Origin of the sequence: Streptomyces sp. NEAU-YJ-81 (assembly GCF_017592595.1) — a bacterium.
Classification (GTDB): Bacteria; Actinomycetota; Actinomycetes; order Streptomycetales; family Streptomycetaceae; genus Streptomyces; species Streptomyces hygroscopicus_B.
The window spans coordinates 39,818-60,316 of sequence record NZ_JAGFNO010000016.1 but is presented as its reverse complement, the minus strand read 5'-3'; the positions used below and the strand labels follow the sequence as shown (position 1 = coordinate 60,316).

Below are 20,499 nucleotides of genomic sequence, written 5' to 3'. Positions count from 1 at the left end.
CCGGGAGAACCACATCATGTCGACCGCGACAGCGGACGGCGCGGCCACACCTGGCCGGGCATCGTCCGCCCCACCGGCACAGCGACCGGGCGCCAAAAAGAGGAAGAGCGTCATGGGCACCCGCCCCTGGCTGGCGGCGATGTTCCTGCTGCCCGCCCTGGTGCTGCTCGGGGCGCTCGTCGTCTATCCGATCGGCTACTCCGTCTACCGGAGCTTCTTCGACGCCTCGGGCAATGGCTTCGTCGGCCTGGACAACTACCAGGAGATGTTCTCCGACGACGCCACCAAGACGGCGATCAAGAACAACATCATCTGGCTGATCCTGGCCCCGACCGTCTCCACCGCCCTGGGCCTGATCTTCGCCGTGCTCACCGAGCGGATCCGCTGGGCCACCGCCTTCAAGCTGGTCGTCTTCATGCCGATGGCGATCTCGATGCTGGCGGCGGGCATCATCTTCCGGCTGGTCTACGAGCAGGACCCGGACAAGGGCGTGGCCAACGCCATGTGGGTGGGCGTGCATGACTCCTTCAGCGAGTCGCCGCCGTTCCCCGGCGCCCATCCGCGTCCCACCGCCGGGCTGACCGAGGCATCCAACGGCTCGTTCACCACCCGGGACACCGTCCGCGCCGGCACCCCCGCCTCGCTGCCGCTGGTCGCGGCCAAGCGCGGGGACATCAGCGAGGCGCAGGACGCCAAGGCCGCCAAGGCCGAGCCGGGGAAGGTGACCGGCACCGTCTGGTTCGACTTCACCCGGGGCGGCGGGGGCGAGCAGGGCGCCATCGACAAGGGCGAGAAGGCGATGGCCGACCTCAAGATCGAGGCGGTCAAGGACGGCAAGGTCGTCGCCCGGACGACATCGGCGGCGGACGGTACGTACACCCTCCCCGCCAAGGCCGAGGGCGCCCAACTGCGGCTGCCCGCCTGGAACTTCGCCCAGCCGTACAACGGCGTGGACTGGCTCGGCCCGTCCATCGTCACCCCGGCCATCATCGGGGCGTACGTCTGGATCTGGGCCGGTTTCGCGATGGTGCTGATCGCGGCGGGGCTCGCGGGGGTGCCGCGCGAGCTGATGGAGGCCGCGCGGATGGACGGCGCCACCGAGTGGCAGGTCTTCCGGCGGATCACGGTGCCGATGCTGGCGCCGGTGCTCTCGGTCGTCGTCGTCACACTGATGATCAACGTGATGAAGATCTTCGACCTGGTGTACATCATCGCGCCGGGCCCCTCGCAGGACGACGCCAATGTGCTGGCGCTCCAGCTCTTCCAGTCGTCCTTCGGCACCGATGTCAACCAGGGTCTCGGCAGCGCCATCGCCGTACTGCTGCTGTTGCTCGTGCTGCCCATCATGTTCATCAACATCCGCCGGATCCGAAGGGAGAGCCGCCGATGACCAGCGCGGACACGGTCGTACAGGCGAAGCAGTCCCTGGTCGCGCGGATCGCCGCCCGCGCCGGCGGCGGGGTGATGCGGGTCGTCCTCCTCCTGATCGGCCTGCTGTGGCTGATGCCGACCGCCGGACTGCTGCTGTCCTCCCTGCGGGACCCGGCCGAGGTGGACCTCTCGGGCTGGTGGAAGGTCTTCACCGACCCCGGACAGCTCACCTTCAGCGGCTATGACAAGATCCTGGGCAATCAGCAGATCACCGATTCGCTGTGGACCACCCTCGCGATCACCGTCCCGGCGACACTGCTGGTCGTGGTGATCGGCGCCTTTGCCGGTTACGCCTTCGCCTGGATGGACTTCCCCGGCCGCGACTGGTGGTTCCTCATCGTGGTCGGCCTGCTGGTCGTCCCGGTCCAGGTCGCGCTGATCCCGGTGGCCAAGCTCTTCGGCGAGATCGGCATCTTCCAGACCACCACGGGCGTGGTCCTCTTCCACACCGCCTTCGGCCTGCCCTTCGCGATCTTCCTGCTGCGGAACTTCTTCGCGGAGATCCCCCGTGAACTGCTGGAGGCGGCCCGCCTGGACGGCGCGGGCGAACTGCGCCTGTTCCTGCGCGTCGTGATGCCGCTGGGCGGCCCGGCCATCGCCTCGCTGGGCATCTTCCAGTTCCTGTGGGTCTGGAACGACATGCTGGTCGCCCTGATCTTCGCGGACAGCGGCAACCCGCCGATCACGGTCGCCCTGCAGCAGCAGGTCCGGCAGTTCGGCAACAACATCGACATCCTCGGCCCGGGCGCGTTCGTCTCGATGCTGATCCCGCTGGCGGTCTTCTTCGCCTTCCAGCGGCAGTTCGTGGCGGGCGTGATGGCGGGCGCGGTGAAGTAACCCCGCACCACCCCGACTCACCTCGGCCCGGCGCCCCTCACGGGGGGGGTGCCGGGCCGCCCCTTTGTGGTCAGTGACAGCCGGACCGCGTCTCGGCGGTGTCCTTCAGTCGTTGCATCCAGTCCTTGAGGCCCGCGTCGAGGCTGCTCTGATTGCCGGGGATGTCGGCTTCGACGGGAGGGCCTGCCCAAGACTCCTCGGTGGTGGCGAGCACGCCGCCCTTGACCGGCTTGAAGGTGAACAGGTGGACACCGGTGATGCCGTTCACGGGTGCACCCCATGCGGTGCACCGCAGCGGCTTGACCGACTTGACCGTCGACTTGACCTTCATGTTCTGCGGTGACCATTCGAAGGACGAACCCGGGCGCAGCGGCCCCGGCGTCGTCTTCCGCGCCGGGGTGATCTCGGGTATCCAGCTCGCCCAGTTGTCGATATCCGTGTGCAGACGCCAGACCGTCGTCAGAGGCGCCTTGATGAGAACGCTGGCCCTGCTGATCACGGGGGCGTCCTTGTCGACGGTCACCCCCTGGCAGTCCTGGTAGGTCCGGGCACTCGGCCGCGCCTCGTCCGCCGCCGCCACCGGCTGCACGGCCAGAGTCACCGTCGTGCCGAGTGCGGCGACACCGATGCCCTTCAGGAGCTTGCGTCGTGCGTTCATCAAGGTCTTCCTCTTCTCGATCGCTTACGCGTGTACTTACGATCGTAAGGCTACGGCTGTAAGTTGAGCACGACAAGAGGTTCACGCCAATAAACTTCGGGGTGTAAGGTTACGGAGTGGAGAAGACCAGCGCGGCAGGCCCGGCCGCACCGAAACGGGCGCGCGCACGCAACCGTCGCGGCGAGGGCAGCCGCCTGCGCGAGGACATCGTCTCCGCCGCCGCGGCACTCCTCGACGAGACCGGCGACGAACACGCCATCACCCTGCGGTCGGTCGCCCGCAAAGTGGGCATCGCCGCCCCGTCGATCTACCCGCACTTCCCCGACCAGCCGGCCATCATGCTGGCCGTCGTACAGCGGGAATTCGCCGAACTGGAAACCCTCCTGCGCTCCGTCGCACAGGAGGCCGGTGACAACCCACGAGAACAGCTGTATGCCGTCTGCCGGTCCTACCTCGCCTTCGCGAAGAGCCACCCCGAGCGCTACCGCACGATGTTCGGCGGCCTCTGGATGCCAACCCTGGGCGACAACTCTCTGACCGAGGAGGACCTCGTCAGCCTCGGTTCGACGGCCATACAGGTACTCGTCGACGTTCTTACGGACTGCGCCGCCGCGGGCCAGTGCGCCATCAGCGACCCGGCGCTCGACGCGATCACACTGTGGCTCAGCCTGCACGGCCTCGCGCACCAGCGTGCTGTCATCCGCGCCTTCCCCTGGTCCGAGGAGAGCATCGCCGACTCCATCATCACCAGAATCACCTGCCTCAAAGACGCCTGATCACCGCCCCCGGCAACCCGCACACCTGCCAGGGACGACGGACGCGCCGTCGGAGACAGCGTCCCCCGCCTTGCGCGGCACCCGGGGCGGCGCAGGACGGCTCTGAGCCTGTCGCCGCCGACGCCACCACAGAGCGCCGCCCGCGCGGGCCCGTCCGCGCGGGCCCGTCCGCGCGGGCCCGTCCGCACACAGCACCACATCGGTCGCACGGCGCGCCGCGGATCGTCCCGACATGCGGGCGCCCATGAAACCGGACCCCAACGAGGGCGCCGAACCGGGCGACCCCCTCTTCGACGGCCGTCGCCCCCTTCTCGAGGCCGGTCACCATCGAGGGCCGCACCGGCCTTCTTCGCTCCGTAACCTTACAGCGTGAAGTTTATTGCCGTAGACCCTTGTCGCACTCGACTTACGTGCGTAGCCTTACGGTCGTAAACACACAGCCGAAGCCTCAAGGAGCCCCCATGAGTACGCCGGTCGCCACCCGCGCCACCGAGATCGTCCTGCCCGGCGCGGTCGAGCCGAGCGGCCTGGAGGTCCGGACCCGCGACCTTCCCGCTCCGGACACGGGCCAGGTCCTCCTGCGGATGGACGCGACCGGAGTCTGCTTCGCCGAGCAGCAGATGCGCCGCGGCAAGTACTACAACCAGCCACCGTTCCCCTTCGTGCCCGGGTACGACGTGGTGGGCACCGTCACCGCGACGGGGCCCGGCGTGGACGCCGGGATGACCGGACGCCGGTTCGCCGCGGTCACCAAGGTCGGCGCATGGGCCAGTCATCTGCTGATCGACGCCGCGGAACTGACGCCGGTGCCGGACGGCATGGATGCGGCCATCGCGGAGACCGTGGTCGTCAACGGGATCACCGCCTGGCAGATGCTGCACCGGACGGCCAAGGTGCGCGCCGGCGGAACCGTGGTGGTGCTGGGCGCCAACGGCGGTGTCGGCTCCATCCTCGTGCAGCTGGCCCGGCACGCCGGGATCACGGTGATCGGCACGGCCTCGGCGCGGCACCACGCGAGCGTGCGCAAACTGGGCGCGATCCCGGTCGACTACCGCGACCCGGACATGTACGACCAGATCCGGGAGATCGCGCCGGACGGCGTCGACGCGGTCTTCGACCACGTCGGCGGCCCCGGAGTGGTGCAGTCGTGGCGGCTGCTGCGCCGGGGCGGAACCCTGGTCTCGTACGGCACCGCGGCGACGAAGGACGAAGAGGGCAGCTCGCAACTGCCGATACTGAAGCTGTTCGGGCAGCTCGCGGCGTGGAACTCGCTGCCCAACGGCAAGAGCGCGCACTTCTACAACTTCTGGGCGGGCCGACGCTGCCTGACGGAATGGCGGCGCCGACTGACCGAGGACCTCACCGAGGTGCTGCGCCTGGTGGCCGACGGCATTCTCACCCCGCAGATCGCAGCCGAGATCCCGCTGTCCGACGCCGCCTCGGCGCTGGCGCTCGCCGAGTCCCGCACCGTCGTCGGCAAGGTCGTCCTCGTCCCGGGGGCCTGACCCGGCGCGTTCTGCACCCGCACGCCTCTGACCACGGCGGCCGACCCGCTGGTGCCACGCGGCATCTCGCGGCCCACCGCCACGCACCACCCACTCGGCCCGGCACACGGGCAGCTTCCCGGACCACGCACGTACACGTGCCGGCTCTCGGCCACCTCTGCCGGTCCGCCCCTCTCGTCAGTTCACCCCGCCCCACCACCCCGGAGGTTCCGTCATGCCCCTCGCCACCGCCGTCCCCCAGGTCACCGCCCCCAACACCGCCGCCGCGATGCGCTCACCGGGCGACGTCGACAACCGCGCGGCCTACATCGGCTTCGGACTGGCCTACGTGTTCGGGCACGGCTCCGCCGCACTCTCCAAGGGCACCAGCCCGCTGCTCGAGCTGCCCGCCTGGCTGCCCATGGCACTCCTCGGCGCCGGACTGGCGGCCGGCACCATCCAAGCCACCCGCGCCGCCCTGCGCGCCCAGCGCGGCGCCGCGGGGCCGGACCTCCTGTCCGGCAAACTGCTCGGCGCCTCCTGGCTCATCGGCTTCGCCGCCCTGTTCCTCGCCATCACCGGCCTGGCATCCGCCGTCGAGATGCCCGACCTGCAGTCCATGCTCTGGCCCACCGGTTCCGGCCTCATTGTCGGCCTGCTCTACGTCAGCGAAGGCGCCGCACGCCGCAACGTCCTGCACTACGGCCTCGGCGTCTGGCTCGCGCTGACCTCCACCGCCGCGCTCTTCCTCGGCACCCCCGGCCTCTACTGGGTCCTCGCCATCGCCGGCGGCGGCGCCTACGCCGTCGCCACCGTCCTCGAACGCCGCCGCCTCGCCGTCCGCTGAGCGCTGACCGCTGACCACTGACCACCCACCTTCACCCACCACGGCAAGGAGAACTCGATGATCTACCACGGCATCCGCATGAAGCTCAGGGAAGGCGTCACCTCCCAGCAGATCGACGAGGCGCTGGACTGCCTCAAGGACCAGGGTCGGGCCATCCCCGCAGTGAAATCGTTCATCTTCGGCCGCGAATACAACAGCGACTTCGACTGGAGTGCGGTGTTCGCCCTGGAAGATCTGGATGCGTACTGGGAGTACCTCATCCACCCGGTGCACGTGACATCGGAACGGGTCGGCTTCCCTCTGATCGAAAGGTTCGAGAGCTTCGACATCTCCGACACCCCCCACCCAGAACTGGGCGCCAAGATCGCAGAGCTGCAGAAGCGGCACTACGAAGCCGACCCGGGGCTCGCCGAGCTGCTGTCCGGCCTCGACTCCCACACCGGCAGCAGCGCTCTTGCGCACGGGAGTTGACCGGGTCACCTCACGGCGCACCGCACTCGGCCCACACCGTCTTACCGACGGGGAAACGAGGCGTCGTCCCCCAGCGGGTGGCCAGCAGGTCGACGAGGAGGAGCCCACGCCCCGACTCGTCATCGCCCGTCGGCGCCGACGGAATGGCCGGGAGGCGGCCCTCGCGGGCATCCGAGACCTCGATACGGATCGTCCGCGTGGCGGCTACGCAGGCGAGGCGAAGACGGAAGTCCCGTCCGGGCACCCGGCCGTGCCGCACCGCGTTGGAGGCCAGCTCCGCCACCAGCAGGGCCACCGTGCAGGACGCGTCCGACGCGGGCGGATAACCCCACTCCTCCATCCGCCGCACGGCAAGCCGCCGAGCGAGACGCGCTCCGCGCGGCGTGGCGGCGAACTGCTGGGTGAGTTCCCGGAGTTCGGGCTCGGGCTCCGGCGCCGTGGTCGTCTTCAGCACGGCGTTGTCCATTTCCGTCCGATCGATTGTCCGTACGATTCGCAGCGTGTGCGCATCGTGACGTTCCGTGCTCAAGGATCGCGTCGCGGGTCTACGCTCGAAAGGCCATGACGCCTTACCTTTCAGGTCGTAAGGAACGGAAGTGATGTTTTGGCCAGAGAAGTTGATCCTCGTTCATCGATGGCGGCGCTGTTCGGATCGCGGGTCCGCAGACTCCGCACGGCCGCCGGTCTGACCCAGGCCGAGCTGGGCGAACGAACGCATGTGGTCAGCACCCGGATCACGCAGATCGAGCGGGCATCCGGGGCGAAACCGACGTTCGAGCTGGCGCGGACACTCGACACCGCCCTCGGGGCGGACAGCCTGCTGGTGGACATGTGGCCGTACGTCTACCGGGAGGCGTTCCCGGACTGGTCGCGGGCGTTCATGGCTTACTCGGAGCGGGCCGTGTCCATTCGTGAGTACGCCGCGCAGGTGGTGCCCGGTCTGTTGCAGACGAGGGACTACGCGCGGGCAGTACTGAGCCTCGATCCCTTACTCAGTGGAGAGCAGCAGTTGGAGGAGCGCGTCACCGCTCGCCTCGGACGACAGGAGCGGCTGCGTTGTTCACCGGACCGGCCCGAGCTATGGGTAGTACTGGACGAGGCGGTGTTACGGCGCCCGATCGGTAGCCGCTCGCTCATGCGAGCCCAGTTGTACCGATTGCTGAAAGCAGCCGCCGAGCCCCGCATCACCGTGCAGGTGCTGCCGTTCGACCAGGGCGGGCATGAGGCGATGGGCGGATCCCTCACCATGCTGACCCTGCCGGATGGCGACGAAGTGGCCTACAAAGAGGGGGCTGACTTCGGTCAACTCGTCGAGGAACCAACGGATGTGAAGCACTACACGGTGACCTACGATCGGCTGCGGGCGGTGTCTCTGCCCCCGCTCATGTCGCTCGACATGATCCGATCCGTGATGGAGGGCAACCACCGTGGAGCGAGTGTCCCGTCCCGATCTGAACGGCGCCGCGTGGCGCAAGAGCAGCTACAGCAACCAGGCGGGTGGCAACTGCGTAGAGGTGGCCGACGGCATACCCGGCGTCGTCCCCGTCCGTGACAGCAAGCGGCCCGATGGCCCAGCGCTCGTCTTCCCGGCGGCCTCTTGGACCGCCTTCGTTGATGAGCTGACGACCAGCCGCAGGCTCTGATCCGGCATGGCGGGCCTCGATCTGAACGGCGCGCACTGGCGCAGAAGCAGCTACAGCAACCAGGAGGGTGGTGACTGCGTCGAGGTAGCGGGCCTCGACCTGGGCGGCGCCACCTGGCGTAAGAGCAGCTACAGCAACCAGGAGGGTGGCAACTGCGTCGAGGTGGGCGACTTGGCCAGGGTCGTTCCCGTCCGTGACAGCAAGAACCCCGACGGACCGGTGCTGGTCTTCGCGGTGGCGTCCTGGGAGGCGTTCGTTGAGGAACTGACGACCGGTCGCGGCCTCTGACCTACCCGTTTTGCCTGGTCGCCGTTGCGGTGTCCGCCCCACGACGCCGCAACGGCCCGCACCGGATAAGCCCTCGTCATACGACCGCACTTGGGAGCCTGGCTGTCCGAAATAGGCTCTCCGGCGCACGGAACCTCCCCCGGACCTCGCACATCTTCAGGTGCGCAGGCGCGCACTGACTTCGCGCGCCGATTCGCATTCGAGGGGACCCAAAACTTCATGAAGAGCAAGCTGACCGCCGTGGCCCTTGCGGCCCTCGTCGTCGCGGGCACTGCCGCTACGGCCATCCCGGCCTCGGCCGCCACCGCCAAGGCCGAGCCGACCCGCTGCCACACCGCCGACCTGAAGGCCGGCTTCGCCATGGGGGAGGACGCGAAGCCGGAGATGGATCAGACCGAGAGGCAAACCCAGGCGCACATCTGGTTCACCAACCAGAGCAACCGCACCTGCACCCTGTCCGGCTTCGCCGGTGTCGACATGATCGGCGCTCAGAACACCGACGGCACCTGGTCACTGGCGCGCTCCTCCAAGGCGCCCGAAAAGATGGTCCTGGGGCCGGGAGACACGACGGACTTCAGCATCAACCTGCTCCCGGTGGCCGATTCCACGCCGCAGAAGGAGAAGTTCGTTCCGGCGAAGTTCCTGGTCACCCCGCCGAACGAGACGGAGCACTTCACCCTGAAGTGGCCGTTCGGCGGCCAGATCCTGAAGCAGGACGGCGCCACCCACCCGGCCACCTATCTCAACCCGGTCGGGCTGTAACCAAGCCGGACAGCCTCTCACCGCCGTCCCTGAGTCGGCCAGGGGCCGGTCCGCGTCGTCATTCCGGGCCCGCCGGACCCTCGTACGCGAGGGCCCGGCGGGCCACGAACTCCCCCAAAGAACCGGGATAAAGAACTACCCGCCCACCCACCCTTCCTCCTGGTCACCCGTACGAGTGACCAGCTTGCGGGCGAAGCACGCCGGTCGTTACGTTCACCGCAACACAACCGCAAACAGACGACGGCCCCCGGCCGGGACGGCAATCCCGATCGAGGGCCTGACCGATCAGGAAGCAAAGACCCTTCCCGATGGCTGAGCCGCAGTCTAACGCGCGCCTGCGCGCCGACGCCGGAGCTCCGACCTCCGGCGTGATCCACGTCCGTACCCGCCTCACCGCCGACTTCACCGTGATCGCCAACGCCCTCGCCCAGCGACGCGGAAGTGCCGTCACGATCGGCGTCGCGGCGTACATCTCGTCACTCCCCGACGGCACACCCGTGAGCATCGCCGCACTGTGCGAGCACTTCACCGAGGGCGAGATCCTGATCTCGCGGGCGTTAAGGGAGTTGGAGTCCGCGGGCTACCTGGAGCGACGGCGCGAACGCGGCCCCGGAGGCGTCATCCGTACCCGGACCTACTTCTACGACGTACCGGACGGCGGCTCGCCCACCCCACCACGTCCCCGAAAGCCCCGCCCAACTGCGGCGCAGGAGACACCCGTCGCGCGTACAGCAGCGCATACGCCCCAGCGGGAAGCAGCCGCCGGCACCGGCCCCGCCGCGCCCCCACCCCCGACCGCACTCGCCGAGGCCGATGAACAGGCCGTCGCCATCCTGGCCTCGCTGCGTATCGTCGACCCCCGGCTGATCCTGTCCCGGCGGGAGGTGGCCAACCTCGCTCCTGCTGTCGGACAGTGGCTCGCTGCGGGCGTGGGACCCACGCAGGTAACCCGTGCACTCACCACCCGCCTCCCCGACCATCTGTTGACGCGCCCGGCCCGCATTCTCGCCTTCCGCCTCAGCGAGCCTCCACTCCCCGTACCCACCCCGGTCGCCCCGCCCAGCCCACCACCCGTCCTCCCCTGGCGGACCTGCGACGGCTGCGACCGTGCCTTCCGCTCCGCGAACGGTGGCCGCTGCCGCGACTGCCGAGCCGCACCCGAACAACCCACGGCCGCCGCCTCCGGGGAGGATCTGCGGACCGCATGCTGAGCGGAGGGTGGGTCAGTCGCTGCCGGACGTGTGGGGATGCTCCATGGAGGAGAGCCACGTCGTCAGGAGCGTTTCCAGTGCCGAGGCGTCGGTGGGCGTCAGGAGATCCAGCAGGCGGCGTTCGTTGCGCATGTGGTCGGCGAACGCTCGGTCGATCAGTTCCAGGCCGGGGCCGGTCAGGGCGACGATCCGGCCTCGTTGGTCGCCGCCGGAGCGGCGGCGGGTGACGAGGCCGGCGCGCTCCAGGCGATCGATTCTCTTTGTCATCGCGCCGGTGGTGACCATGGTGTGCACGGCGAGCTCGCCGGGGGCGCGTTCGTACGGCTCGCCTGCGCGGCGAATGGCGCACAGCACATCGAACTCTCCCTCGCTCAAGCCGTAGCGGCTGTAGACGAGGCGGAGTTCTTCGCTGAGCCGGTCGGCCAGACGGTGCAGTCGGCCGATCACTCCTTGCGGGGTGACGTCGATCTCGGGTCGCTCGCGGCGCCACTCTGCCTGGATACGGGCCACATGGTCCATCGGTCGTCGGTCCTCCATGGAAGACAATATAGCTTCCCAGGAAGCTATATTGTCTTCCATGGAAGCTAATGTGCGTTGGGTGGCGCTGACCGCGGTCGCGCCGGTGGCCTGGGGGGCCAACTACTTCGTCACCCGTGAGTTCCTCCCGGCGGACCGCCCGCTGTACGGGGCTGCCCTGCGGGCACTGCCCGCGGGTCTCGCCCTGCTGGCCTTGCGGCGGCGACGGCCTTACGGCGTGTGGTGGTGGCGGTCCGCCGTGCTGGGGCTGCTCAATGTGAGCGTGTTCTTCGTCCTGGTCTATGCCGCCTCGCAGCTACTGCCGACGAGCGTCGCATCGACGGTCATGGCGGTGTCCCCGCTGACGATGATGTTCATCGCGTGGCCCCTGGTGTCCGAGCGGCCCCGGACCGCGCACCTGTCCGGTGCCGTGATCGGGCTCGCCGGTGTATGTCTCATGTTGCTCATGGGGGCAGGGGCGAGCGTGCCGGGGATCCTTGCCTCGGCGACGGCCGTACTGGTGTCATCCTTCGGCCACGTCCTGACCAAGCGGTGGAGCGGCAACGCCGACCTGCTCGCCTCGACCGCCTGGCAGCTCACCGCCGGAGGGCTGTTCCTGCTTCCGGTCGCCGCGGCCGTGGAGGGCACTCCGCCCGCGTTCTCTCCACCCGTATGCGTCGCGTTCTGCTATGTCGCCCTGGTGGCCACCGCCCTGGCCTTCACCGCCTGGTTCACCGGACTGCGACATCTGCCCGCGGGCACCGTGGGCCTGATCGGACTCCTCAACCCCGTTACGGGCGTACTGCTCGGCACGGCGCTCGCCGGAGAGGCGCTGACCGTTCAGCAAATATGCGGGCTGGCCATGGTCCTGGCGGGCGTCGCCCTGGGGCGCCCCACGCGCGCCGGCCGACGCGCCGGTGGTCGGGCATCCAACGACGGGAACGACAGCTCGCCCAGCCCGGACCAGAAGCCGGCCTTGGCGGTGACACACGCATGCGATCCATCCGCTCAACAGCCGCGCTCAGGCTGATCCGATGGCTACGGCCGAGGCACCCGTCAGGCGTCGGGTCGCTCCGCGGCCGCCCGCCGCGACTCCTCCACGACGCGGTGCAGCGCCGCCACGTGTCTTTCGAGTGCGGCCCGTCCGGTCGGGGTGAGGGCGAGCCAGGTTCGGGGGCGCTTGCCCACGTAGCCCTTCTTCACCTCGACGTAGCCCCGGGCCTCGAGCGTGCCGGCCTGCTTGGAGAGCGCGGAGGGCGACATTCCCACGGACTGGCGCACCCATCCGAATTCGGCCCACTCCACACCCACCAGCAGCGACACGATCGACAGTCTCGTCGGGTCGAGCAAGGCGGTGTCGAAGTCAGCGGGATCCATAGGTGACACCGTCCACGCCGTCGCGACGCATGGCCAGGGAACTCAGGCCGCGCTGCAGGCCGCGGCCGAAGAAGATGAGGGTGCCGCCGAGCAGCACGCCCGCCACCGTCCCCTCGTACGGGAACAGCTCGTGTGACAGGAAGTGTGCGCCGACGAAGCCGATCAGCACTACGGCGGCGATCGTCAGTTGGGCCAACCTCACGAAGCGCGGGGAGAGTTCGTCCTTGCGCACGCGGGTGGGCCGGCCCAGGAGGGCGCCGCCGCGGGGGGTCCGCAGCATCACCGCGTACACCACGATGAGCGCGGCGACCGTCAAGGAGATCCAGGAGCTCGCATCGTCACCGAAGAAGTCGGGTGCCGCCAGTTCGGCGAAGATCGCGACGCCGAACACGCCACTGACCCAGCGGGATTCCTGCACCGAGGCGCGGGCTTGGCCGCGGCGCTGCTCGATGTCGCGGAGTGCGCGGGCGGCCTCGGCGGGCGGGGTCACACGGTCGGACATGGGGTACCTCCAGGCGCTTGGGCATGCTCCAACGGAACTAGTTTCCGCACAGGAAACTAGTTTGCCCAAGTGGAATAGTCAACGTCAGGACAGTTGCGTGCACCCAGTGCGGCGCTCGTCCGTGAGGACGTCAACCTGACGCATCACTAACCCTCCGTGTGAGTTACTGCGTTTTCGGTCTCGGAGAAACTCCTACAAACCGCCCGATCCCCCACCCTTCAAGGACGGAGAGAAGTAAACATCGTTTTTTGGATAATTAAAGCATCTGATCAAAATATGGGATCGTTTGGTTGTTCTTGTCGCTCGCCAAGTACCTGAGTACAGCGTCCTAGCGAAGGGACACACGCATGGCTGAGTGGAAGAACATCTCTGGTGGACTCACGACGATTTCGGTCGGCTCCAGGACCCACGTCTGGGGAGTGAACTCCCTGGGGCAGATCTACCGTTACACGGGCTACGACGCCAGCCCCTGGATCGGCATCCCGGGCAGCGCGGTCGACATCGGCGTCGCCGCCGACGGCACCGTATGGCACGTCAATTCTGCCGGTGGCATCTACCGCTACACCGGGGACCAGAGCTCAACCACCTGGGTCAACATCTCCGGCGGCCTGAGCCGGATCTCCGTCGGCTCCAGGGTCCACGTCTGGGGCGTCAACTCCTCGGGGCAGATCTACCGGTACACCGGCCACGACGCGAACCCCTGGGTCGGCATCCCCGGCAGCGCGGTCGACATCGGCGTCGCCGCCGACGGCACCGTATGGTGCGTCAACTCCGCCGGTGCCATTTACCGCTACACCGGAGACCAGGGCTCAACCACCTGGGTCAACATCTCCGGCGGCCTGAGCCGGATCTCCGTCGGCTCCAGGACCCACGTCTGGGGCGTCAACTCCTCGAATCAGCTTTACCGGTACACCGGCCACGACGCGAACCCCTGGACCGGCATCCCCGGCAGCGCGGTCGACATCGGCGTCGCCGCCGACGGCACCGTATGGCACGTCAACTCCGACGGCGCCATCTACCGCTACATCGGAGACCAGCCGAGCTGACGAGTCCGCAACCGTGCGAGGGGTCCCGATCCGGAAGGAAGGACCGGGATCCCTCCTGGGAATGGTTGGGCCGAACGGGGGGCTTTTGCGGGGCGCCCCGCCACGTCGCCGCCCCATCCGGTGGGCGTTCAGATGATGGTGTGAGAAATCATCATTGCCGCGTCGACCGATGGGATGCGCCGTGCCCCGGTTCAGCGTCATCGTGCCCGCATACGAGGTCCAGCCGTATCTGAACGACTGTCTGCGGTCCGTGCTGGAGCAGGACTTCACGGATCTCGAGCTGATCGCGGTCGACGACCACTCCCCGGACGCCTGCGGCGCGATCATCGACGAGGCGGCGGCGTGCGATCCCCGGGTGCGGCCCGTGCATCTGCCGGAGAACGCGGGTCTCGGCCGGGCCCGGAACGCCGGGATCCGCCGGGCCACCGGCGACTATCTGCTCTTCCTCGACGGCGATGACACTCTCGCCCCCGGCTCGCTGCGCGCCATCGCCGACCGGCTGGCGCGGACCGGCGAGCCGCAGGTGCTGGTCTTCGACTACGCGCGCGTGGACTGGACGGGCGAGGCCGTGCGGAACGTCCGGGCCGAGTTGCTCCGGCAGGGCGATCCCGAAGATCCCGAGGACCCTCACGCCCGCCAGGTCTTCCGGCTCGACCAGCGGCCCGAGCTGCTGCGGCTGCTGATGGTCGCCTGGAACAAGGCGTACCGCCGGGACTTCGTCCGTAAGGAGGGCTTCGCCTTTCCGCCCGGCTTCTACGAGGACACCCCCTGGACCTTCCCCGTGCTGCTCACCGCCGAGTCCATCGCCGTCCTGGACCGGGTGTGCGTGCACTACCGGCAGCGGCGGCGCGGCGGGATCCTGCGCACCACCAGCCGCCGCCACCTCGATGTGTTCGAGCAGTACGACCGGGTGTTCCGGTTTCTCGACGCCCGGCCCGGGCTGGCCCATTGGCGTCCGGCGCTGTTCCAGCGGATGGTCGACCACTTCGGTGTGATCGCCGCCGCGCCGGGGCGGCTGCCGGTGCGGGCCCGGGCCGAGTTCTTCCGCCGGGCGGGCGCGCACCACCGCCGCTACCGGCCGCTCGGCGCGGCCACCCCGCCCGGCCGCGCCCGGTGGCGGGGTCTGCTGCTGCGGCTGGGCGCCCGCCGGGCGTACCACCTGCTGCGCGGCGCCGACCGGCTGCGGCGGCGGACCGCCGAACGCGGCCTTACGGCGTTTACGAGGGCCCGCCGCGCGGCGCTGTGGCTGCACTACCGGGTGCAGCGGTGCCGCCCCGTCGATCCCGGGCTCGCCGTCTTCGCCGCGTACTGGCACCGGGGCTACGCCTGCCATCCAGCGGCCATCGAGGCGAAGGCCCGCGAGCTGGCGCCGGGGCTGCGCACCGCCTGGATCACCACCCCCGAGTACGCGCACACCCTGCCGCCCGGGGTGCGGCGGCTGCACCCCGGCTCGGCCGCGTACTGGACGGCGCTGGCCCGCGCCCGCTTCCTCGTCAACAACGTCAACTTCACCCAGGGGATGCGCAAACGGCCCGGTCAGATCCATCTCCAGACCCACCACGGCACCCCGCTCAAGCACATGGGCCTGGATCTGCGGGACCGCCCGGCCGCCGCCCGCGGCATGGACTTCGGCAAGCTGATGGGGCGGGTGGACCGCTGGGACTTCAGCCTCTCCGCCAACCGCCACACCACCCTGGTCTGGGAGCGGGTCTACCCCTCCGGCTACACCACGCTCCCCTACGGCGCCCCGCGCAACGACGTCTTCCAGCACACCACCGAGGACGAGGTGGCCCGGCTGCGCGCCCGGCTGGGCATCCCCGCCGGTACCGTCGCCGTGCTGTACGCGCCGACCCACCGCGACTACCAGCGCCGCTATGTGCCGCGGCTGGATCTGGAGCGGGTGGCCCGCGCGTTGGGCCCCGGGTTCACCCTGCTGGTCAGGACGCACTACTTCCATGCCCCGGCCACCAGCGTGGCGAGCCCCACCGGGCGGGCGCTCGACGTCTCGGGGTACGGGCGGGTGCTCGACGTCTCCGGGCACGGCCGGGTGCTCGACGTCTCCGGGCACGGCCGGGTGCTCGACGTCTCCGGGCACGGCCGGGTGGAGGAGCTGTGCCTGGCGGCCGACGCGCTGCTCACCGACTACTCGTCCCTCATGTTCGACTACGCCAACCTCGACCGCCCCATCGTCATCCACGCCGACGACTGGGACGCCTATCGCGCCGCCCGCGGCGCCTACTTCGACATCACCGCCGCCCCGCCCGGCCCGGTCTCCCGCACCGAGGACGAGCTGATCGCCCTCTTCGCCGGCGGCACCTGGTGCGGTCCGCGCTCGGCCGCGCTGCGCGCCGCGTTCCGGGCCCGCTTCTGCCCGTACGACGACGGACGGGCGGCCGAGCGCGTGGTGCGCCGGGTGTTCCTCGGCGAGCGCCACGCACTGCTGCCGCCCGTCGTCCCGCTCGCCGAGCGCCGCCCCGCACCCGCCGCCGTCCGCACCCTTCCGAACGTTCCCGCCGGTCCTGGCGGTTCTGCCGTTCCCACCGTTCCTGCCGTTCCTGCCGTTCCTGCCGGTCCCGACCGGCCCGCCGAGCCCCGGGCGGCGCGACGGGCCAGGGTGGTGTGCGCCTCACCGGCCGCCTCACCGGCCGCCTCTCCGGCCGCCGCGCCCGTCACCGCTCCCGTCACCGCCCCCGCCAACGCGCCCGCCTCCGCCCCCGCCACTTCACTCCCCCACCGGAGCCGCCCCCACTAGCCCCCGCCACCCCCACCGGCCCCCGCGCCCCACCCGCCGCGGGAACCGCCGCGCCCGCCGTCCCGACGCCCCGACCCAGGACGCACGATGCCCCTCACCGCACCGCCCGCCGCCCCCCGCCCTTGGCTCGCCGACCCGCCGCCGCTGGTGCGCGGATACCGGCGCACGGTCCCGCTGCCACTGCGCCGCGCGGTCGTCGCCGTGACCGGCCCCGGGCTGCGCCGGGCGGCCATGCGGGGCCTCGGCGGGCTGTCGGCCGTCTCCGGCGCGCTGCGGCTGCGCCGGGCGCGGCGGCGGATGCGCCGGGCCGGGCTGCTGGCGGGGTCCGGCCGGATGGTGATCGCCGGGCGGCGGGGCGCCCTCGTGGCGACGCTGGCCCCCTCCCCCACCCCGCTGTTCGCGCGCGGAGAGAATCTGCGGCTGGTGTGCGAGGCGCTGGACCGGGCGCGGATCGACCACTTCGTGGTCCGCTGCCACAGCAACGTCGGCTCGGCCGTGGGCGTCCGTGCCGATCAGCGGGCGGAGGTGGTCAAGGCGGTGTCCGCGCTGTGCGCCGAGGAGGCCGGGTATGTCTCCCTGCCCCCGCGGCGGGGCCGGGCGACGGCGGCCCCGCCCCGGCTCGGCGGTACGCGACGGGCCTGGCGGCGGCTGGCCGCCGCCCCCGTGGTCCGCTTCACCCGCTTCCACGCCGGGCCGGACGGACGGCTGGTCCTCGGCCCGGCGCACGGCTGCGACATCGAGTTCTGGGAGCCCGGCGGGCAGGGCGAGATGCGGGTGCTGATCGCGCCGCGCTTCAACCGCACCACCGCGTCGGTGCCGCTGGTCGGCGAGCCGGTCCGCGCCCCGGACCAGTTGTTCACCCGGCTCGCCCCGGCCATCGGCTGGCAGCCGGGGCCGCTGGTGCGCACCCGCCCGGAGTTCCTCACCCGGCTGCCGGACGAGGTCCGCTTCCCCATCGACGTCGTCTACACCTGGGTCGACGGCTCGGATCCGCAGTGGCAGCGGCGGCGGGCGGCCCTCGCGGGCGTGGGCTATCACGCCCAGGCCGCCAACGCCGCCCGCTACGCCAACCGCGACGAGCTGCGCTACTCCCTGCGCTCGCTCTACATGTACGCCCCCTGGGTGCGCCACATCTATCTGGTGACCGACCGTCAGGTGCCCGACTGGCTCGCCGTCTCGCACCCGGGGATCACCGTCGTGGACCACCACGACATCTTCGACGACGCCAGTGTGCTGCCCACCTTCAACTCCCACGCCATCGAGACCCGGCTGCACCACATCGACGGACTCGCCGAGCACTTCCTCTACTTCAACGACGACGTCTTCCTCGGCTCACCGGTCACCCCGCAGGACTTCTTCCTGGCCAACGGCGTCTCCAAGTTCTTCCCGTCCCGCGCGCTGATCCCGCTGACCCCCGTGGGCCCCGGCGACGTCCCCGTATCGGCGGCGGGCAAGAACAACCGGGCGCTGCTGGAGGAACGGTTCGGCCCGGCCGTCACCCAGAAGATGAAGCACACCCCGCACGCCCTGCGCACCAGCGTCCTGGCCGAGATCGAGAAGGAGTTCCCGGACGCGGTCCGCGCGACCATGGCCAGCCGGGTGCGGTCGACGTCGGACATCTCCGTGCCGTCCTCGCTCCACCACTACTACGCCTTCCTGACCGGACGCGCGGTCCCCGCCGAGCTGCGCTACGACTACTTCGACCTGGCCCAGCCCACCATCCGCGCCCGGCTGGCCAGACTGCTGCGGGCGCGCCACTGCCAGGCGTTCTGCCTCAACGACACGGTCTCCTCCGAGCACGACCTCGAGGACCAGCTCGCTCTGGTCCGCCCCTTCCTCGACGCCTACTTCCCCCTCCCCAGCCCGCTCGAGCGGGCCGTCACCCGACAGGAGACGCGGCAGCCATGCCCCTCGCCATCACCCTTCCCCTGAACCCGGACGTCCTCGAGGCGGGCGGGCCGTATCCGCGGGCGCTCAATGTACTCAGCCGCAAACAGACCGCCGTACAACGGCAGTTGAGGCGCGCCGGGCTCGCGGGCTACGAGCCGACCACCCAGGCCACCTTGCTGGCCCTGGCCCAGCGGGCGCCCAAGGGCAGCGCGATGTACGACATCGGCGCGCACATCGGGCTGTACTCGGCGCTGATCAGCGCGGTGTACGGGAACGGCGGGCGCGGGCCGCGGGCCATCGCCTTCGAGCCGACCCCGGAGACGGCCGCGCTGTGCCGCCGGATCCGGGACTGCAACCGCCTCGGCTTCGAGGTGCAGCAGACCGCGCTGGCCGCCGAACCGGGCACCGCCGAGCTGTACTTCTCCCATAAGTCGGAGTCCTCCAACTCGCTCAACCCGGCCCACCGCCGGCACACCGAGTCGGTCACGGTGCCGGTCACGACGGTCGACGCGTTCACCGGGGAACGCGGCATCACCCCGCATCTGATCAAGATCGACGTGGAGACCTTCGAGGCGGCCGTGTTGCGCGGGTCGTACGAGACGATCCGCCGCCACCGTCCTTGGATCGTCTGCGAACTCCTCCCCGGCGCCGACCACAACGCGCTGCGCACCGCCCTCGTGCCACTGACCGCCATGGACTACGGCCTCCACCCGATCACCCCGGAGTCCCCCTGGCACCGCTACGACGAGACGACCTACCGGTCCGCGGTGAGCGGGCAGTGCCGTGACTGGCTGCTGGCCCCGCGGCCGCTGACCCCGGCCTTCCACCGGGCGGTGCGGCGGTGGCTGATCGCGATTCTGGCGTGCGACGAGACGACGAACATCATCAGCACCGACAAGGCGTCCTTCCCTTACGGCTGGAACGCGCCCTACCGCTCGCCGCGGGGTGCGACGCGGGTGCCCCGTACGGGGCTGCTGCGGCTGGCGGGGGCGGCCGCGCTCGCCCGCCGGGCGGTGGTCCCGGCGCGGCGCGCGCCTGGTGCCCAGGCGACGGGCAGCGGTTCGTTGCGGGGGTGAGGGGGGTGGGGCTTGCGGTGGCGGTTCGCTGGTCGCGGGCGGGCCGTGGTTTTCCCACCCCGCCCCTTCCCGATGCTCCAGACGGGTAGTTCTGGAGTGCCGTGTATTCATTGTCCTTCGACGTGACGTCAAGGTGGACGTGAACACCGACGCGTATTTCAGTTCCGATCAGGTCGCCGTTCGAGGCACCATGCGCGTCGGGTTCGGCTACCCGCATCCCGCAGCAGTTACCAAGGTCTCACTGACACCGTAACGCACCGACCAGGGGGTATCCCCCTTAGCGCGTAACGCCAGACCGCAAGTGTATAGGAATTCGGATCGTGTACGGGTTCCAAGGGTGTTGAAATGAGCCGTCAGATATGCTCGCGGGCCTGCATCGCAAACCTCATCAGATGGTCTTGGAATCGGTGCTCTTCCCTTGCTGCTTCGTGCCACTCTGCCTCGCTTATGGGTAGATCAGGGGTGAAGCGATCGACCCAGTCATCCAGGATGTGTTGAAGATGGGACACGCAGAACATGATCTCGGCGACCTCATTCATGATGTCGCTGGTTCCCTCAAGTTGCACGTCAACCATGTGAAGTTCGAGGGCCTCAGCCTTCGTGTCAATTTCAGCAACCCTCTGCTCTATCCCCTCGGGTAGAGGCTGGGACCCACAGCGGGACGAGTAGAGCTGATCAGTGATCTCCGTAAAACGTCTACACAAGGGATCGGCGTCAAGGAGGAATCTCCGGTACGCCTCTTTTCGGGCCTGACGCTTGTGTAGCGAGGCAGTTGACCTTGCAGTCAGGTAGGTGCCCCCTCCCGTTGCCAACGCGCCCACGAGCGCACCTAGAACGGCGGCCAATCCCTGATCCATGATTCCCCGTTCGCATTGTCCTGTCGGGCATCGACCTCCCGTTCTCGCCCACCATGGCAGGTACGGAGGCTCACG

22 protein-coding genes are annotated in these 20,499 nt (G+C 69.7%); 16 read left to right on the top strand and 6 right to left on the bottom strand.

The window, feature by feature from the left end:
* Nucleotides 1–16: 16 nt before the first annotated feature.
* A complete protein-coding gene (locus J5X86_RS29085; RefSeq protein WP_208519670.1) occupies nt 17–1,390 on the top strand; it encodes a carbohydrate ABC transporter permease in 1,374 nt (457 codons plus the stop codon).
* Nucleotides 1,387–2,268, top strand: coding sequence for a carbohydrate ABC transporter permease (locus J5X86_RS29080; protein WP_078641777.1), 882 nt, complete (start codon nt 1,387–1,389; stop codon nt 2,266–2,268). Before J5X86_RS29085 ends, J5X86_RS29080 begins: the two co-directional genes overlap by 4 nt.
* 70 nt (nt 2,269–2,338) lie before the next feature.
* Here J5X86_RS29080 and J5X86_RS29075 read toward each other — a convergent pair whose 3' ends face one another.
* On the bottom strand, nt 2,339–2,926 hold the full coding sequence (locus J5X86_RS29075; RefSeq protein WP_208519669.1) for an SRPBCC family protein: 588 nt from the start codon (nt 2,924–2,926) through the stop codon (nt 2,339–2,341).
* 116 nt (nt 2,927–3,042) lie between these two features.
* Between J5X86_RS29075 and J5X86_RS29070 the strand changes: the two genes are divergently transcribed.
* The 4 genes from J5X86_RS29070 to J5X86_RS29055 all read left to right on the top strand — a co-directional run bounded on the left by J5X86_RS29070 (nt 3,043) and on the right by J5X86_RS29055 (nt 6,504).
* Entirely contained in the window at nt 3,043–3,702 is a 660-nt protein-coding gene (locus tag J5X86_RS29070) for a TetR/AcrR family transcriptional regulator (RefSeq protein ID WP_208519668.1), read from the top strand.
* A 461-nt stretch (nt 3,703–4,163) separates the two neighbouring features.
* Nucleotides 4,164–5,207 carry a medium chain dehydrogenase/reductase family protein gene (locus J5X86_RS29065; protein ID WP_208519667.1) on the top strand — a complete coding sequence of 348 codons (1,044 nt, stop codon included), beginning with the start codon at nt 4,164–4,166 and terminating at the stop codon, nt 5,205–5,207.
* A gap of 214 nt (nt 5,208–5,421) precedes the next feature.
* Entirely contained in the window at nt 5,422–6,033 is a 612-nt protein-coding gene (locus J5X86_RS29060) for an ABC transporter permease (RefSeq protein ID WP_208519666.1), read from the top strand.
* 57 nt (nt 6,034–6,090) lie between these two features.
* Nucleotides 6,091–6,504 (top strand): Dabb family protein, encoded by a 414-nt coding sequence (locus tag J5X86_RS29055; protein ID WP_208519665.1) that lies wholly within the window; start codon nt 6,091–6,093, stop codon nt 6,502–6,504.
* Between the two features lie 10 nt (nt 6,505–6,514).
* Here the strand turns inward: J5X86_RS29055 and J5X86_RS29050 are convergent, their stop codons facing one another.
* On the bottom strand, nt 6,515–6,970 hold the full coding sequence (locus J5X86_RS29050; protein ID WP_208519664.1) for an ATP-binding protein: 456 nt from the start codon (nt 6,968–6,970) through the stop codon (nt 6,515–6,517).
* Nucleotides 6,971–7,138: 168 nt separating this feature from the next.
* On the opposite strand from J5X86_RS29050, the gene J5X86_RS29045 reads away from it, so the two are divergent.
* From J5X86_RS29045 to J5X86_RS29030, 5 genes are all read left to right on the top strand, one after another.
* Nucleotides 7,139–8,056 carry a helix-turn-helix transcriptional regulator gene (locus J5X86_RS29045; RefSeq protein WP_208519663.1) on the top strand — a complete coding sequence of 306 codons (918 nt, stop codon included), beginning with the start codon at nt 7,139–7,141 and terminating at the stop codon, nt 8,054–8,056.
* Nucleotides 8,019–8,147 carry a DUF397 domain-containing protein gene (locus J5X86_RS51080; protein WP_308124766.1) on the top strand — a complete coding sequence of 43 codons (129 nt, stop codon included), beginning with the start codon at nt 8,019–8,021 and terminating at the stop codon, nt 8,145–8,147. Before J5X86_RS29045 ends, J5X86_RS51080 begins: the two co-directional genes overlap by 38 nt.
* Nucleotides 8,148–8,153: 6 nt before the next feature.
* Entirely contained in the window at nt 8,154–8,435 is a 282-nt protein-coding gene (locus J5X86_RS29040) for a DUF397 domain-containing protein (protein WP_208519662.1), read from the top strand.
* Nucleotides 8,436–8,654: 219 nt separating this feature from the next.
* On the top strand, nt 8,655–9,197 hold the full coding sequence (locus J5X86_RS29035) for a DUF4232 domain-containing protein (protein ID WP_208519661.1): 543 nt from the start codon (nt 8,655–8,657) through the stop codon (nt 9,195–9,197).
* 308 nt (nt 9,198–9,505) lie between these two features.
* On the top strand, nt 9,506–10,408 hold the full coding sequence (locus tag J5X86_RS29030; RefSeq protein ID WP_208519660.1) for a hypothetical protein: 903 nt from the start codon (nt 9,506–9,508) through the stop codon (nt 10,406–10,408).
* Nucleotides 10,409–10,420: 12 nt separating this feature from the next.
* Here J5X86_RS29030 and J5X86_RS29025 read toward each other — a convergent pair whose 3' ends face one another.
* A complete protein-coding gene (locus J5X86_RS29025; protein WP_078641786.1) occupies nt 10,421–10,945 on the bottom strand; it encodes a MarR family winged helix-turn-helix transcriptional regulator in 525 nt (174 codons plus the stop codon).
* Between the two features lie 40 nt (nt 10,946–10,985).
* On the opposite strand from J5X86_RS29025, the gene J5X86_RS29020 reads away from it, so the two are divergent.
* The gene (locus J5X86_RS29020) at nt 10,986–11,954 is read left to right on the top strand and encodes a DMT family transporter (protein ID WP_208519659.1); all 969 of its coding nucleotides are present in this window, start codon (nt 10,986–10,988) and stop codon (nt 11,952–11,954) included.
* 26 nt (nt 11,955–11,980) lie between these two features.
* On the opposite strand, the gene J5X86_RS29015 is transcribed toward J5X86_RS29020, so the two are convergent.
* Together J5X86_RS29015 and J5X86_RS29010 are read right to left on the bottom strand one after the other, a co-directional pair.
* Nucleotides 11,981–12,301, bottom strand: coding sequence for a transcriptional regulator (locus J5X86_RS29015; protein WP_208519658.1), 321 nt, complete (start codon nt 12,299–12,301; stop codon nt 11,981–11,983).
* Nucleotides 12,288–12,803, bottom strand: coding sequence for a hypothetical protein (locus J5X86_RS29010; protein ID WP_208519657.1), 516 nt, complete (start codon nt 12,801–12,803; stop codon nt 12,288–12,290). Before J5X86_RS29010 ends, J5X86_RS29015 begins: the two co-directional genes overlap by 14 nt.
* A 347-nt stretch (nt 12,804–13,150) precedes the next feature.
* Here J5X86_RS29010 and J5X86_RS29005 point away from each other — a divergent pair, with 347 nt between their 5' ends.
* The 4 genes from J5X86_RS29005 to J5X86_RS28990 all read left to right on the top strand — a co-directional run bounded on the left by J5X86_RS29005 (nt 13,151) and on the right by J5X86_RS28990 (nt 19,567).
* The gene (locus J5X86_RS29005) at nt 13,151–13,849 is read left to right on the top strand and encodes a tectonin domain-containing protein (protein ID WP_208519656.1); all 699 of its coding nucleotides are present in this window, start codon (nt 13,151–13,153) and stop codon (nt 13,847–13,849) included.
* A gap of 181 nt (nt 13,850–14,030) precedes the next feature.
* Nucleotides 14,031–16,601 (top strand): bifunctional glycosyltransferase family 2 protein/CDP-glycerol:glycerophosphate glycerophosphotransferase, encoded by a 2,571-nt coding sequence (locus J5X86_RS29000; RefSeq protein WP_308124765.1) that lies wholly within the window; start codon nt 14,031–14,033, stop codon nt 16,599–16,601.
* Nucleotides 16,602–16,688: 87 nt separating this feature from the next.
* Entirely contained in the window at nt 16,689–18,533 is a 1,845-nt protein-coding gene (locus J5X86_RS28995; protein ID WP_208519654.1) for a stealth family protein, read from the top strand.
* On the top strand, nt 18,506–19,567 hold the full coding sequence (locus tag J5X86_RS28990) for an FkbM family methyltransferase (protein ID WP_208519653.1): 1,062 nt from the start codon (nt 18,506–18,508) through the stop codon (nt 19,565–19,567). Before J5X86_RS28995 ends, J5X86_RS28990 begins: the two co-directional genes overlap by 28 nt.
* A gap of 353 nt (nt 19,568–19,920) precedes the next feature.
* On the opposite strand, the gene J5X86_RS28980 is transcribed toward J5X86_RS28990, so the two are convergent.
* Nucleotides 19,921–20,424 carry a hypothetical protein gene (locus tag J5X86_RS28980; protein ID WP_208519651.1) on the bottom strand — a complete coding sequence of 168 codons (504 nt, stop codon included), beginning with the start codon at nt 20,422–20,424 and terminating at the stop codon, nt 19,921–19,923.
* Nucleotides 20,425–20,499 lie beyond the last annotated feature (75 nt).